Genomic DNA, 14,181 nt, shown 5'->3' with positions numbered 1-14,181 from the left:
TCGACCGCAGCCGCTCGGTCCGCCTGCCGTAACGACGGGGCAACCACAAGCGACGGCGTGGGGAGGGCGGTGACGCGAACGGCATTGACGTCCCACTGGCGGACGGGCCGCGGCCGGGGGGAGGTCACTTCGGCGCACTGACTTGCCGCACCGGAAACTCGTCTCTTTCCGTATTGGAAACTAAGCGCTACTCTTTCCGACATGGAAACTGATGCGGTGCGCATGACCCCCGAGCAGGCCCGTTCCGCCCTGGCCGACAACGAGCACGTCCGAGCATCTGCCTCGGCGCTGTCGGCCACGCCGTGGCCGAACTGGTTCTTCCTTACGCTCACGCTCTACGCCGCCGCGTTGCCCGTCATCTACGGAGGCGTCACGGCCGACTCCGACTGGCTGCTGCCGCACTCGGCCTGGCTGGGGATCATGCTGGCGAGCGCCGCGGTGTACTGGGTGCTCTTCGTCGTCGCGGCCAAGGCCTGGCGCGACAAGACCGGGGTGGCCCTGCGGTTCGACGTGCTGCCGAAGCGGGCGACCTTGCCGCTCGCGGTGGGTCTGCCCGTGCTGGTGGTGGGAGCAGGATTCGCGTTCCGCCTCACGGGGCGGCCGGCGTGGCTGATCGCGGCCTCGCTGATCAGTGCGGCCGTGTCCGTCGGCTTCCACCTCGCCTTCGTCCGCCTGCACCGGCAGACCGTGTGAGCGCCGGGACCCCGGACCCGCTGGCGGGTTTCGACACCACCATCCACGCCCCGAACCGGCTGCGCATCTGCGCGCTGCTGGACGCCGCGGGCGAGGCGGAGTTCGTCCTGGTCCAGAGGCAACTCGACGTCTCCGCCTCGGTGCTGAGCAAGCACGTCACCGTGCTGATGGACGCCGACTACGTCGAGCAGCGCAGGGCCGTCCGCGACACCCGGCAACGGGTGTGGCTCCGCCTGACCCGGAAGGGCCGCGAGGCCTACCAGGGGCACCTCGCGGCGCTGCGGGCGATCGTGGGACCGCCGGAGCCGACTCCCTGATCACGGTCAGGGAGAGCTCCAGCAAGAAGACCGTGGCGAGGCGGTCGGGGCGGTCCTGGGCGAGCTGGGCCTGAGCGCCCGTGCCGCTGGAGTACCCGGCCACGTGCACGCGGCCGATACGGAGGTGGTCGAGGAGCGCGACGGCATCGGCCAAGAGCTCGCCGACTTCGCCAGGACCTCGCCTCGCCAGGCGGGAACAGGCCGAGCTCGAACGCGACTTCCTGATCAGCCAACTCTCCCGGGCCGTCGGGCTCGGAGGCCGCGACCGGCACGCCGGCGCGGCCCCGGAACGTGCCCGGGCCGCCGTCACCCAGGCCGCGCGCAAGGCCATCGGCCGTCACCAGCGGGGACCGGCCCTCGTCGGCGAACTGGGCGTAGAAGGCGGCGGAGTCGAACCGGCAGGCCTCAAAGTCGGGCACCCGGGCCCGCAGCGGCCGGTCCAGCTTCCGCAAGGCCTGAAGAGTGGGTTCCCCGGTCGGTGGGAGCTACGGCAGCGCGCCGGGGGCCCCGCGGGCGGCGGCACCCAGGCCGGCCACCTGCCGTAGGGTCCTGGCCCCGCCGGATGCCCGGTCCATGGCTCCGGGAACCGCTCGGTGCGACCGTCGGCACACCCCCTAGGCTGTGCGCGGGTCGGCCCCAGGCGCCGGGTCCCAGGGAGCGGGGAACAGGATGTCCGTAGAACGTCACATAGCGGGGATGCTCCAGCAGATCGCCCGTCAGCAGGGCATCGTCGAGATCGCCCCCCAGGGCTCCACGCCGAAGGCGGCGGCCCTGGCACACGTGGCGGAGCAGTACGGCTACACGTACGGCATGGCCTACAGGACCGGGTTCAAGAACTCGCTCGTCCAGGTCCGGATGTACCGGGACCCGGGGCCCGACGCGCGTGTCCGCGAGGCGGCCACCATCACCGCCCATCCGCAGGCGGGCAACGGCGGGACGGTGCCCGGGCTGGAGCAGGGCTCGCTGACGCCGCTCCCCGAAGCGGTCGGTGCCGTGGCCGTGCTGAAGGACCTCGTCACCTTCGACGTCATGGCCCTGTACGTCGCCGACCGGAGCCAGAAGCTGACGTGCTACCTCGCGTGTGCGGCCCTGACCGGCCTCATGCTCATCGACAGGTCACCGGTCGAAGCGGTCGCCTCCGGCGGGGCGGCCGCGCTGCTCCTCACCGTGGCGTTCCAGGTGGGCGCGATCCGACGCAGGAAGATCGCACAGCGGCTCACGGCCGCCGGGTTCCTCGCCGTCCGCGACGAACAGGGCGGCCAGCGGTTCCTGCGCCCGGGGCAGCAGTTGCCCGGCCACACCAACCCGTTCGCCGCCTGAGACCCTGGCCAGCGGCGCAGACAGGACGACCTCATGCACCGACTCGCCACGCTCTCCCGGGCCGAACGACACCGCCTGGTGTCCGACTTCCTCGGCGCCCCCTTCGAAGGCCCGCACCCGCACCTGCCGCCCTCCGCCGAAGGCGCGTCCCGTTCCGATTCGCCGGGCGTTCTCTACGCCTACGCGTTCGTGCGTGCCGGCGAGGGCGACCTGCGCCGCTGGCTCCCGGCCCGCCTCCGGACGACCGGCGACCCGGACGCCCGGCGCTGCTGGCGCCTCCTCGCAACGGTCAACGGCTGGCCCGCCCTCCACTCCTGGTTCCCCACCGGCTTCACCCGGAGCGGTGGCGGCCGTCGCGAAGGAGCCGTGCGATGAGGGCGCGACGCCTGAGGCTCGGCCTGTACGCGGACGAGCAGGGGCTGGCCTGGGTCCGGAGGCTCGTCGAGGACGCGATCGGTTCCCGGCACGCCCGGATCATCGGTGGGACTCTCGCGCACACGGTCGACGACGAGTTGGACTTCCTGGTGGAACAGTGGACGGTGGAACATCCCGGCCAGAACAGCGGATCACGGCAACCGGTGTACAGGGAAGTCCACTTGGGGTGTTCCCTGCGGACGTGGCGGGCGATCCGCAAGGCCGTACTGACCGCGCTGTGCCCGGAGGGATCGGGTCCGCACATCTGCCGGGTTCCCTGGACGGTGGGCTGAACACTGCCTCCGGCGGCGCTGCCGCACGCGCCGCGCCGCCGGAGGCGACCTGGTCGTCGCCGGCCGCCGCCGCACCGGCCAGGAGGCTCCGGAGGCGGCGTCCGCCCTCTGACGGACGGTCCCGGAGCCCCCACCGGGCGCGGGGCGCCGGTCAGTGCTCGTGCGGGGCGGCCGCAGCCGCCGAGCCCTCGGAGCCGATCGCCGGGATGTGGCGCAGCAGTACGGCGACCACCGCGGCCGTCGCAAGGGCCGGCACGGCGCTGACCGCCGGGGTGGTGTGGAAGCCCGCCGTGAAGGCGTCCCGGGCCGTGGCGAGCAGGTCCGCGCCGACGGTCTCGGACAGCCCGGCCGCCGCGTCGGCCGCTCCGCCGACCGTGTCCCGGGCCGCGTCCAGTGCCTGGGCGGGCACACCGGCCGGCGATGCCCAGGGCGAGGCCCAGGTCGCAGCGGTCTGCCCGGTGGCCGCCGCCGAGCCCGCCTTCTCCGCGGGGGCGGCGCCGACCGCGAGCGCGGTGCCCAGCACACTGATCGGAGCGACGCCTGGGTCACGGGCAGGAGCAGGACCGCCGGGCCCAGCCACTCCCGTGGCCCGGCCCGGTCCGGCAGCGTCCGGGAGGTCGCATGCGCAGTCGTGGACGTCATGTCCACACCGTCGCGGCAGCCGGCTCCGGAGCGGCTCGGACGGTGTTCCGGAACGGTTCCGACGGGGGCCGATTCGGCGGCTGACCGGCGCATACCCAATGATGTCGGAATGCAGATGCACAAGGAGGCCGGGTGGCGTTCGTTCCGCCGCCGGTTCGGCCGCACGGCGACGGCGCTCGGCCTGTTGACGGTGGTGGCGTGTACGTCCGCCCAGGCGCCGGCCTCGGTCGCGGGAGCCGGCCTCGGTCCGGCGAAGCCGGACGAGGTCTCCGTCGCGACCTGGAACATGTGCGGGGTGCGGCAGTGGAGCTGTGAGCGGACGGGCAGCCCGAAGGACAAGTTCCAGCAGCTGCGCGAGCTGATCGGCGACTCCGACGTACGCGTGCTGCTGCTCCAGGAGGTGTGCTCGGAGGACCTGTCGTCCTCGGCCGCGCGCCTGGGCCCGGAGTGGAACACCGTCTTCGAGCCGTACGCGAACGTGGACTCGGCGGGCACCCGTACCGCCGTGGAGTGCACCGGGCAAGGGCGGGGGCAGGCCGGCTTCGGGCTGCTGGCCGCTTCCCGGCTCGAGGACGTGGAGGTGATCCCGACCGAACAGCCGACGGTGGGACTGCACCGGGGGATCCTGTGCGCGCGCGTCCCGGCCCAGGGGCTGCGGGTGTGCAACGCGCACCTCTCGCTGCGCGAGAGCGACGACGAACACCCGGACTGGGACTTCCGCGACGACCAGCTGAGCTCGCTGGTCGCCGCCGCGTCGACGGACGACCGTACGGTCTTCGGCGGGGACTTCAACTCCCCGCCGCCGGTGGGCGACCGGAACAAGTCGGCCTGGATCTGGCCGTCGGAGGCGTACACGACGTTCCGCGAGTGCGAGCAGAAGGGCCGCTCCCGGACAGGACGCCCCACCCACACGGACGGGTCGAAGATCGACTACCTGTTCACCGCGCTGCCCCGCACCGGCTGCGACGTGGTGGACACCGGGGCCTCGGACCACCGGCCCCTCGTGATCCGGGTGAACCGCCCGGCCGAAGCGTCCGCCACTCCGCAGGTCAGTACCTCGCGTTGAAGTAGTTGCCCTGGGCGGGCGCCCCGTAGGTGCTCGTCGCGGTGAAGGGGACGGCCGTCCAGGGGGACGCGTTGCCGACGGGGTCCACGGCGATGGCCTCGACGAAGTGGTCGCCCTCGTTCCACGCCCAGCCGGGCTCCCACACCCAGCTTCCGTCGGAGCGCACGTCGCACGTCCCCAGACCCACCCCGCCCTCCTGGAAGTCCACGCGTACGGCGCCGGGTGCGTAGCCGGCGAAACCGACGACGGGACCGGGCACCTGCTGGTGGGCGGCCGGGGCGGTCACCGTCAGCACGAGACGCTGGGCCGGACGGGGCAGCGGCGCGGGTGCCGGTGCGTACTCGGGCAGGGGCTCGGAAGCGTGCTCCACTGCGGTGAAGACGACTTCGGTGCGCTCGGTCTGGTAGTTGTTCGCGTCCGCGGCGAACAGCCTGACGACGTGTCGGCCCTTGGCCCAGGGGGTGGTGCGTTCCCAGAACCAGGTGCCGTCGGCGGCGACGGGCGCCGAGCCCTTGTGCTTGCCGTCCTCCCAGAAGCTGACCCGCACCGCGCCCACGGCCGTACCCGCGAAGCGGACCAGGTTCGCCGGGACCCGCTCCTCCGGCGTCGGCGTCAGGACCACCGGCCGGGGGAAGGAGTCGCCGGCCTGCACCAGGGAGGTCTGCGTGAGGAACGCCTCGATCGCCGACTTGTCGCGCTCCGGCTGCTCGTAGCCGTTGCGGACCATGCCCAGGCGGGGGGCTATGCCCTCGACGAGGAGGTTGAGCAGCCCGATGAGGGTGGGGAGGTTGCGCAGGGTGACTTTCCCGTGGTCGGTGATGAGGGGCGAGTCGTTGTAGATGAAGTTGAAGTTCTCGCGCCCCTGGAAGTGCCCGATGAACGGCTCGACCTGACGTGCGTACTGCTCGTCCTGGGGTGAGGTAATCAGGTAGATGTTGGCCGACGGGTTCGCACCGCTGCGGACGAGGTCGGGCAGGACCGAGTCGAGGACGCGTACGTTCTGCTCCGTCGCCTCGCCCATCATCACGCGGACGGCGTCGGGGTTGCCCTCCATGACGCGGGTGCCGATCTGGAACTGGGGCACGCTGGCGACGATGTTCCTGAAGCCGTACTTCAGTCCGAAGAACAGGGCCGCGCTGCCGCCCTTGGAGCTGCCGAACATGGTCACCTGGTCCGGGGAGAGCTCCAGCGCGTTCATGACGCGCGAGATGAGCCCGGCGACGGACTGCTCCAGGGAGAAGTCCATCCCCTTGCACAGGTAGTAGGTGTTCGCGCCGTCGAACAGGTCGCGGACCCACAGGATGTTGGACCGGAGCAGGTCGAGCTTTCCCGTCGCCCAGCCCCACTCGCCGGGCGCGTAGCGGTTCGCGAAGACGACGACCAGGTGGCGGTTGCCGTTGCGCGCGTGCGAGAACTTGTACTCGATGGGCACCGCCCCGGCGGAGTCCACACCGCTGAAGACGCGGCGTGTGGTCTGGGCTGCCTTAGACATGCTCGGAATCCATTCTTCTCACCGGCTGGCGCGGCACCTGGCCGAGGGTGCCTCCGTTCCAGGGACCTGTCTGGCCTGCGGGGTGGCCCGCCGGGCCCGGGTGGGCCACTGCGCGGCCACCGACCGTTCCCACGGCCGGGGCCTGGGCCCGAGCGGGGTCGAGATCCCCGCCGGCGATCAGGATGCGGTCGGTCAGCCTGGCCGAGGCGTAGCCGTCGTCGAGGTCGCAGAACTCCTGCTGGAACCAGCGGTAGCGGGCGGCGTAGCCGTGTTGGATGCGGTCGACGTTGCGGATCGCCCCGATCAGCTCGGGGGAGGTGAACACCAGCGGCCCCGGCGCGGACTGCTCGAAGTCGAAGTAGAAGCCCCGCAGGGTGTCCCGGTAGTGGTCGAGGTCGTAGGTGAAGAAGAGGATCGGCCGCCCGGTGTTGACGAAGTCGAACATCAGGGAGGAGTAGTCCGTGATCATCACGTCGGCGATCAGGGAGAGGTCCGCCATGTCCGGGTAGTCGGACACGTCGAAGACGAAGCCGTCGCCGGCGCCCGGCACCGGGTCCACCACGTTCGGGTGGCGCCGCACGAGCAGGACGTGGTCGTGGCCGAGCCGCGCCCTGGCGTCGTCGAGGTCGATGCGGAAGTCGAGCTTGTACTTGCCGGGGGCGTAGAACTGGTCGTCGCGCCAGGTCGGCGCGTACATGACGACCCTCTTGCCCGGCGGCAGGCCGATGCGGCGGCGTACTTCCGCCGCCCGTCCGGAGTCCGCGCGTCGCAGGATGTCGTTGCGCGGGTAGCCGCTTTCGACCATCTCGCCCGGGAACTGGAAGGCACGCTTGAGGATCGGGGTGCTGAAGCTGTTCGGGGACACCAGCATGTCCCAGTTCTGCACCTCCTTCTCCACGCGCTCCAGGTAGCGCTTGTCCGCGAAGTGCACGGCCTCGATGTCGTGGCCGATGCGCTTGAGCGGGGTGCCGTGCCAGGTCTGCACGACGACCTGGCCGTCGCGCTTCTCGAACCAGTCGGGGAGGTGGTTGTTGGCGACGATGTACTTCGCCCGGCCCATGGCCTCGTACCAGTCCGGGGACCACATGCGTACGGGACGGGCGGTGGGCGGGACGGCGACCTGGTCGTCGCGCACCACCCACAGGTGTTCGAGGTCGGTGCCCCGGCGGACCATCTCCTCGTGGAGGGCGCGCGGGCTGTCGGAGTACTGGGTTCCCTTGAAGGCGTCGAAGAGCACGGCGGCGGTCACCGGCTTGCGGCGGGCGTCCGGGTACGTCTTGGTGCGCATGAGCTTCTGCCGGTACGGGCCGCGGGCCTCGTCCGGCATCGCCGAGTGCACCAGCAGCGAGAGCCGGTCGTAGGCCTCCGACTGGAGTTCGTAGCGCCGCTCGTTGCTGCTCATCTCACGGGGCAGGGTGGGGATCAGATCCTGCGTCATCTTGACCATGAGGTCGCCGGAGCGGTTCTCCGGGGTGACGGCGGAGGGGTCCTGGCGGCGCAGGAAGAAGTCCCAGCGGCCGGAGGCGAGCGGCACGTCGCCGGCCAGCGTGCGCATCGCGGCGGGCGTGACGACGAACCTGAAGTCGTCGCCGTGCCAGGTGATCGGGACGACACGTTCCGCCCCGTGGGCGCGGGAGCGTACGACGACGTGCGCCGTGGCGTACTCGGAGGCGTCGAGCATGTCCTGCGCGGCGTAGCCGACGACGACCTCGAGGGAGCCGTCCTGGCGCCAGGTGGCCGACTTGGCCAGCGGCAGGGTGTCGCGTTCGAACAGCACCACGTAGCCGGAGCCGTTGCGGTGCACGAAGACCTCGCGGTCCCCGCCTTCGGTCTGCAACCCTCCCGGCATCCGGTAGTGGCCGTCGGTGGCGTCCTCCGCCATGACGGGATAGATGGCGGCCTTGCGGCCCTCGACGTGGAAGGTGGTCTTCCAGCCGTTGGCGCCGGTGTTCCAGGTCTCCGGAACGCCTTCCGAGGCGTTGGTGCGGTGCCCGGGGACCAGCGCCTTGGTCGGGATGCGCGTGACGAAGGTGTACCACCCTTCGCCTCCGGGCTGGAAGTGGACCCACGAGTCGTGCCGGCCGGCGCCGCTCATGCTGGTCACCCGGAACTTTCCCCACTCGGGGAGGCGGGGACCGAGGTAGACGCCGCCGAGTTCGAGGTTGTCACCGACGATGCGGTGCCGGGTGATACGGCAACGGACCGTCTCGACGCGGAGCTTGAGCTTTCCCTGGAGGAAGAGTGGCACCACGCGGACGTTCTTGTCCACGTACCGGTAGGGCGGGTTGGCCGCGCTGCCCGCGCTGCCACGGGCTATGCCCTTGTAGCGGAACAGTCCTCGGCTCAGGACTCCGGCCGCCACGTCCCAGGTCCCCTCGACCCACTCTCCCTTGCGCTTGAGCCGGGAGACGTCGAAGCGGACCTGGAACCCGGACCAGTCGTAGCAGTAGCGGTTCTGGTTCGAGTACTCGGTGGCCTGCGGGTAGTAGGTGGTCTTCGCCTTGGCGACGACGACGCGGCCCTGCTTCTTGTTGCGGAGCGCGATCGCCTTCATGGACATGTGCCGCTTGTGCACGTTGATGAAGCGGACGTAGGCCGAGCCTTCCAGGGTGAGGTGGTCGGAGTCGTCCCACGCGGCGCGGGACAGCGAGCCGTGCAGCGAGAGTTCCTTGTCCAGCCGGTAGGCACTCTTGTCGAGGCCTATCGACCGGTCGCCCAGGTAGGGGTACTTGAGGTAGCGGTGGAAGCGCCGCTGGACGGGCATGGGGCCGCCCTTGCGCTCGAACTCGACGACGTCGAGGAGTTCCTTCAGCCGGCCCTCACGCACCAGCAGCCACTTCACGCGGGCATCGGCGGGCAGTTCGTTGATGATGTCGTCGTCGGCCTCGTCGAGGAACTCGTTCGCCCACTGCATGAACGCTTCGCGGTATTCCTCGTCGGCGTCCGGGAGCACCTTCAGGTGCAGCATCAGGTCCGACTTCAGGCAGGCGAGGTCGTACTTGCGCTTGTGGTCGGAATAGGACCTCGCGCGGTGTCCGGCGAGGAACCGGCTGACCGACTGGACGGCGGCGACACGGTCCTGGAGGTTGCTGAACTCGGTGTGCCGCTGGGTGATGGAGGGTGCGGCACCGCCCTCGCGCCGGCGCCAGAAGTAGACGATGTCCGTGAGGATGTCGACCTTGGCGGCCCGGAAGTGGGCGAACATGTTGACCCAGGAGTCCTCGTACATGACGCCTTCGGGGAAGGCGATGTAGTGGTAGTCCCAGAAGGACCGCCTGAACACCTTGTTCCACACGGTGCGGTCGTAGATGAGGTCGGGCAGCCTGGTGATGTGCGTGCCGCGCTTGCTGGCCCGCATGGGCGCCTTGTGCAGCGGCGACTGCCACCTCTTGGTGGAGTTCATCATCTGCACGTTGCCGGAGACGAAGTCGGAGCCGGAGGCCTCGAGGGTCTGCACGAGCAACTCGTAGGCGTATTCGGGTATGACGTCGTCGCCGTCGACGAAGGCGAGGAACTCGGCCTGCGGGTGCACAGCGCGGATGCCGACGTTCCGGGCGTGGCCCGGACCCATCGGTTCCTGCCGCAGCAGCCGGAAGCGCGGATCCCTGCGGGCGAAGTCCGAGGCGATCGCCGTCGAGGAGTCGGTGGAGCCGTCGTCCACCATGATGACTTCGAGGTCGCGGAACGTCTGCCTGGCAATCGACTCCAGGCACTCCTGGAGGTAGATCTCGACGTCCTGGAAGGGCACGACGACGCTCAGGCGGGGCATACCTGCCACTCAGCAAACTCCTCGGTAGACGCACTTGTCACGGCGCACCGGGAGATGCTGCGGCGTGCCGCCAGACCCGCCCCTGAATCTGGTCACCACCGCTCCCCGCACGCTCGACCCTCCCCACCCCCGTGACCGCACACTTATACGACCTTCACAGGGTGTGCGCAGCGTAGGCCAACTGCTCAACGCCGAGCAACTATTCACAAGCGCTCAAGCCCCCCAAACCTTCACGCATGCGAACGAGTGATGGCATCCGACGCGTGTTGGACGCGTCAACTACCCATCGGTTGGGGCGGCGTATGCGGGGGATGGCATTCCGGCGCCGGAGCGCCCCTGTACGCGGTGAGGTAGGTCACCCCACGTGGCACCAGGGCCCGAACACGAGGCCCGCGTCGGAAAGGTCCTGGCGGGCGATCCGCAACCCGCCGCCCGTGTCGATCATCGCGATCGTGACCGCGCCGCGGGCGTCGCGGGCGATGGCGGGCAACCCTGCACACCGATCCCCCACGGGTGCCCACCAGGCGCCGTACTGCTCACCCTCCGTGGGGTAAGCGGCGATCTCGGGATACCCCTCGGCGCCACGCTGGAGCAGGACGGTGCAGTCGTAGCCGTTGATCCGGGCACGGGTGATGCCCACGGGACCCACTCCGCCGGCGCCGCCCAACGGCATGAACATGGACGCAGCGCCGGCGCGGGCCTGCGGGCGGTAGGCGATCACGCCACCGTCCGCCGGGTGCCGCCAGAAGTAGGTGCCCGTGCCCGAGCCGGTCTCGAAGGAGCTGTGCGTCCCCTCGACGGCGTCGGCCTGCATGCGCCCGAACCACTTGAAGTCGGCGCCCGGTCCGCTCTGACCCCAGTACGAGGCCCCGCCCCGGAACGGAACCAGGAACTCCGCCCGCCCCAGGGTCGTCACCAGCGGAACGACGGCACCACGCACCCATTTGCCCTGATAATCCTGCCATTTACCCCATATGCCGTCAGGCCGACGGGTCCGGCCCCGTGCGCCGATCCCGAAGCGGGTGGCGAGCACGTGGAGCGCGCCGGCGCCGTCGGGCAGCACGATCGGGTCCCCCTGCACAGGCTGGGGCTCCTCCTCCTTCTCCGGGAACGGGTTGCCGACGGAGCGCCAGTCTCCGAGCGGGCGGCCGGTCTGGTACTGGGCGGCGACGACCAGTTCGCGACCGTTCGGCGCGCCCTCCCGGTAGCGGGTCCCGGCGAACCAGACGAAACCGTTCGCGTCCTGGGTGAGGGTGAAGCGGCCGCCCCACCCCTCCACGGGAAAGAGGTCGGGGCCGTGCCAGACGTCCGAGCCTGGTGCCGACTCGGTCCACCGCACCAGACCCTCGGCGCAGCTCGCGTAGGCGGTCAGCCGGCCGTCGCGTCCCAGGCGCAGCCAACCCGGCGCGAGGTGCCCGTCGTCGGCGGCCGCGGCTATCTCGGGGCCCGGGACGGCGGGCTCGACGGAGGTGACTCCGAGGTCCGCCCCGTCACGTCCGCGTCGTGCCATGTCCTGGCCACTCCTGCCCACACTCGCCCTATTTGTCCGTCCCGGCCCAGCGGGCCGTTGGACAATGTACGTCAGCGCTCCAACCCGTCGGCGCCAGGGGCGGAACATCCGGTTCCTCCCGCCGGCGCAGTCCTGACCATGCCTGGCGATACCGGGCGATGTCATACGGGTACTACGTGGGGAGTACGCCGAAAACGCTACGCCGGGGTGACGCGGGTGACGGCGGGGGCGGCATAGCGTGGCGGTATGGACGAGCTGCGCGAGCGCCCGGGTCCCCCGTGGCGGCAATGGGTGGAGCGGGCCGGGCGGGGCCCGGCCTGGCGCTCCGCGCTGCTCGTCGCGGTCTTCGCACAGGTCGGCGCCGGGTGGGCCGCCCACGCCCAGAGCGGGCGGATGGCCCACCCTGCGCCTGCTGCTCATCGGGCCCGCCCTGCTCGTGGTGCGGCACCGGTATCCGGCGGCCGTCGCCTATGGGGTCAGCGTGGTCACCCTGGTCTATGTGGCCTGCGGCTATCCGTACGGCCCCGTGTTCCTCAGCCTCGCCCTGGCCTGCTTCGCCGCCGTCGTCGCCGGGCGGCGCCGGGCCGCTTGGGGAGCCGTCGGCCTGCTCTGGGCCGGGCACCTGCTCATCGGGCACTGGCTGTACCGGTGGCTCCCGCCCGCCGGGGACGGCCCGACGCCCTGGGCGCAGGAAGTGGGCGTCACCGCCTGGGTGCTCGCGGTGCTCGCCGTCGCCGAGCTGGTCCGCGTACGCCGGGAGCAGTGGGCCCGCGAGCGCTCCGAGCGGGCCGCGGCCGCGAAACGCCGGGTGGACGAGGAGCGGCTGCGGATCGCCCGCGAGCTGCACGACGTCCTCGCCCACAGCATCTCGGTGATCAATGTGCAGGCCGGCGTCGGCCTGGCGCTGCTCGACTCCGATCCCGAACAGGCCCGTAGCGCCCTGTCCACCATCAAGGCGGCCAGCGAGGAGGCGCTGGGCGAGGTCCGGCAGGTCCTCGACACCCTCCGGTGCCCCGGCGAGGCACCCCGGACGCCCGCGCCCGGGCTCGACAGGCTCCCCGAGCTGGTCGAGCAGGCGGCCGCGGCCGGGCTCCGGGTGGAGGTGACGGCCGAGGGCGAGGCCCTGGCGCTGCCGCCCGGGGTGGATCTGGCCGCCTTCCGCATCCTCCAGGAGGCGCCCCGGCCGGTCGAGCCCCGCGAACCGGCTGCCGGGGCGGGCTCCACCGGCGCCGCAGGGAGTCGAGGCACCGGGCCTCCCGGGAAGACAGGGTCAGGGGAGGTCTCCGGTCGGCTGGTCCGCCTCGTAGACGTGCGGGGTGTCCGACTCCCACTCCACCAGTTCGGTGCCGCCGAGGACGACGTCGTCGGGGTCGGGCATGCCCGCCCGCCGCAGGAACTCGATGAGGTCCTCGTCCGAGCGGGCCAGGCCGAGGGGCTCCTCCCTGTTGGCGGTCCGCAGGGTGACCTGCCGGCCTCCCGACGGGAAGATGCGGTGTACGACGACGGGCGCATGATGCATACCCCCAGCCTCGCCCGGCCGGACCGGTCCGGCATCCCGGGGTCAGCGCGTTCGGCCTACGGAGGCGGCGGCGTCGGCCGACGCGCGGATGCGGAACGTGGCGGGGTCGGGGTAGGTCGCCTTCTCGGCGCGGATGACCTCCTCGATCTCTGCCTTGAAGGCGGGCTCGAAGAAGTCGACGTCGAGCAGCAGGCGCAGTCCCCGCAGCGTCGGGTCCAGCAGCGGGCGCGCCATCCGGGCGCCGCCGCCGCTGATGCCGGTGAAACCGGCCCGGGCGACCGCCGGCCGGGCGGGCACGCGGTCCTCGATGCCGGCCGTCGCGTAGCCGAGGATCAGCGCGAGCTCGGCGAGGAACTTCCGGGTGCCCAGGGCCATCTCCTCGGCGCCCTGGAGCGTCTGCACGGAGCCGCCCGCCACCTTGAAGTCGTCGCTGGTGCGCTTCAGGCCGCGCGACTCGTACGCCGCGAGCGCCTCCTCGAAGAGCCGCCCCGCCTCGTCGACCGCCTGCATCGCCGTCACCAGTTGGTCGATGTCCATGCCGATCTCGCGCTTCACGCTGCCTCCTGGTCCGGAACTGTGCTGCACAGACCGTAGGAGGCAAAGTCCCGCCGCGGAACACCTCTGCGCGATCGGATCTCGCGGGGCGCCGTGCGAGCGCAGGCGCGACCGACGGCGGGAGCGACGCACGGAGCGGACGCCGTCCCCACCGTCGGGGCCGAAAAGCCCCACGGGCGGGGGCGGGGCGGGGATACTCGGACGCGTGGAACTGCACATCGATCACCGCTGGCTGCTGGAGCGGCAGGAGGCGCTGTTCAAGGACGTGGAGGTGGCCGACCACTCCGCCCTGGTCGCCGCCGTGGCCCGGCACCGGGTCAACACGCCCAGCCTGGAAGTGGACGACCCCGACGCCTACTGGCGCGCGGCCGCCCTGCTCGACGCGATCGTGCTGCTCCGGCCGCTGCCCACCTCGAACGAGTACTTCGCCTACGGGGTGGCCGTCGCCTACATCGAGGCCTCCGGGAAGGCGGTCGAGGCCTCCTACGAGCAGTGGCGCGACCTCATCACCGACATCCGCATGCTGCGCGTCAGCGTCTTCGACGTCGCCGCCCGGCTGCGCTCGTGGCAGACCGCCTGAGGGCCGCTCCG

The 14,181-nt window shown here is 71.3% G+C and carries 13 protein-coding genes and 1 pseudogene; 8 read left to right on the top strand and 6 right to left on the bottom strand.

Annotation, left to right across the window (positions count from 1 at the left end):
- The first annotated feature begins 201 nt into the window (after positions 1-201).
- From OHA91_RS35175 to OHA91_RS35155, 5 genes are all read left to right on the top strand, one after another.
- On the top strand, positions 202-693 hold the full coding sequence (locus OHA91_RS35175; RefSeq protein ID WP_266505412.1) for a hypothetical protein: 492 nt from the start codon (positions 202-204) through the stop codon (positions 691-693).
- Entirely contained in the window at positions 690-1,010 is a 321-nt protein-coding gene (locus tag OHA91_RS35170) for a transcriptional regulator (RefSeq protein WP_031157556.1), read from the top strand. Before OHA91_RS35175 ends, OHA91_RS35170 begins: the two co-directional genes overlap by 4 nt.
- Before the next feature lie 669 nt (positions 1,011-1,679).
- Positions 1,680-2,330, top strand: a complete 651-nt coding sequence (locus tag OHA91_RS35165) for a hypothetical protein (protein ID WP_063835659.1) — start codon at positions 1,680-1,682, stop codon at positions 2,328-2,330.
- Positions 2,331-2,363: 33 nt separating this feature from the next.
- The gene (locus OHA91_RS35160; RefSeq protein ID WP_328740693.1) at positions 2,364-2,705 is read left to right on the top strand and encodes a hypothetical protein; all 342 of its coding nucleotides are present in this window, start codon (positions 2,364-2,366) and stop codon (positions 2,703-2,705) included.
- Positions 2,702-3,037 carry a hypothetical protein gene (locus OHA91_RS35155; RefSeq protein ID WP_266505421.1) on the top strand — a complete coding sequence of 112 codons (336 nt, stop codon included), beginning with the start codon at positions 2,702-2,704 and terminating at the stop codon, positions 3,035-3,037. The genes OHA91_RS35160 and OHA91_RS35155 overlap by 4 nt, the downstream gene beginning before the upstream one ends.
- Positions 3,038-3,188: 151 nt before the next feature.
- On the opposite strand, the gene OHA91_RS35150 is transcribed toward OHA91_RS35155, so the two are convergent.
- The gene (locus tag OHA91_RS35150) at positions 3,189-3,560 is read right to left on the bottom strand and encodes a hypothetical protein (RefSeq protein ID WP_031157553.1); all 372 of its coding nucleotides are present in this window, start codon (positions 3,558-3,560) and stop codon (positions 3,189-3,191) included.
- Positions 3,561-3,788: 228 nt separating this feature from the next.
- Here OHA91_RS35150 and OHA91_RS35145 point away from each other — a divergent pair, with 228 nt between their 5' ends.
- Positions 3,789-4,745 carry an endonuclease/exonuclease/phosphatase family protein gene (locus OHA91_RS35145; protein ID WP_266505424.1) on the top strand — a complete coding sequence of 319 codons (957 nt, stop codon included), beginning with the start codon at positions 3,789-3,791 and terminating at the stop codon, positions 4,743-4,745.
- Here the strand turns inward: OHA91_RS35145 and OHA91_RS35140 are convergent.
- The 3 genes from OHA91_RS35140 to OHA91_RS35130 all read right to left on the bottom strand — a co-directional run bounded on the left by OHA91_RS35140 (position 4,729) and on the right by OHA91_RS35130 (position 11,516).
- Positions 4,729-6,237: an Ig-like domain-containing protein gene (locus OHA91_RS35140; RefSeq protein WP_031157551.1), complete on the bottom strand. Its 1,509-nt coding sequence runs from the start codon at positions 6,235-6,237 to the stop codon at positions 4,729-4,731. The genes OHA91_RS35145 and OHA91_RS35140 overlap by 17 nt on opposite strands.
- Positions 6,230-10,006 (bottom strand): bifunctional glycosyltransferase/CDP-glycerol:glycerophosphate glycerophosphotransferase, encoded by a 3,777-nt coding sequence (locus OHA91_RS35135; RefSeq protein ID WP_078959595.1) that lies wholly within the window; start codon positions 10,004-10,006, stop codon positions 6,230-6,232. Before OHA91_RS35135 ends, OHA91_RS35140 begins: the two co-directional genes overlap by 8 nt.
- Before the next feature lie 355 nt (positions 10,007-10,361).
- Positions 10,362-11,516 carry a hypothetical protein gene (locus OHA91_RS35130; protein WP_051893786.1) on the bottom strand — a complete coding sequence of 385 codons (1,155 nt, stop codon included), beginning with the start codon at positions 11,514-11,516 and terminating at the stop codon, positions 10,362-10,364.
- A gap of 246 nt (positions 11,517-11,762) precedes the next feature.
- On the opposite strand from OHA91_RS35130, the pseudogene OHA91_RS35125 reads away from it, so the two are divergent.
- Positions 11,763-12,693, top strand: a pseudogene (locus OHA91_RS35125) (histidine kinase); the annotation flags it as partial.
- Between the two features lie 93 nt (positions 12,694-12,786).
- Here the strand turns inward: OHA91_RS35125 and OHA91_RS35120 are convergent.
- Together OHA91_RS35120 and OHA91_RS35115 are read right to left on the bottom strand one after the other, a co-directional pair.
- Positions 12,787-13,035: a hypothetical protein gene (locus OHA91_RS35120; RefSeq protein ID WP_031157546.1), complete on the bottom strand. Its 249-nt coding sequence runs from the start codon at positions 13,033-13,035 to the stop codon at positions 12,787-12,789.
- A gap of 42 nt (positions 13,036-13,077) precedes the next feature.
- On the bottom strand, positions 13,078-13,590 hold the full coding sequence (locus OHA91_RS35115) for a hypothetical protein (protein ID WP_031157545.1): 513 nt from the start codon (positions 13,588-13,590) through the stop codon (positions 13,078-13,080).
- A gap of 205 nt (positions 13,591-13,795) precedes the next feature.
- Here OHA91_RS35115 and OHA91_RS35110 point away from each other — a divergent pair, with 205 nt between their 5' ends.
- Positions 13,796-14,170: a hypothetical protein gene (locus OHA91_RS35110; RefSeq protein ID WP_031157544.1), complete on the top strand. Its 375-nt coding sequence runs from the start codon at positions 13,796-13,798 to the stop codon at positions 14,168-14,170.
- Positions 14,171-14,181 lie beyond the last annotated feature (11 nt).

This window comes from Streptomyces erythrochromogenes (assembly GCF_036170895.1).
Lineage (GTDB): Bacteria > Actinomycetota > Actinomycetes > Streptomycetales > Streptomycetaceae > Streptomyces > Streptomyces erythrochromogenes.
This window is presented reverse-complemented; position numbering and strand designations above follow the sequence as displayed.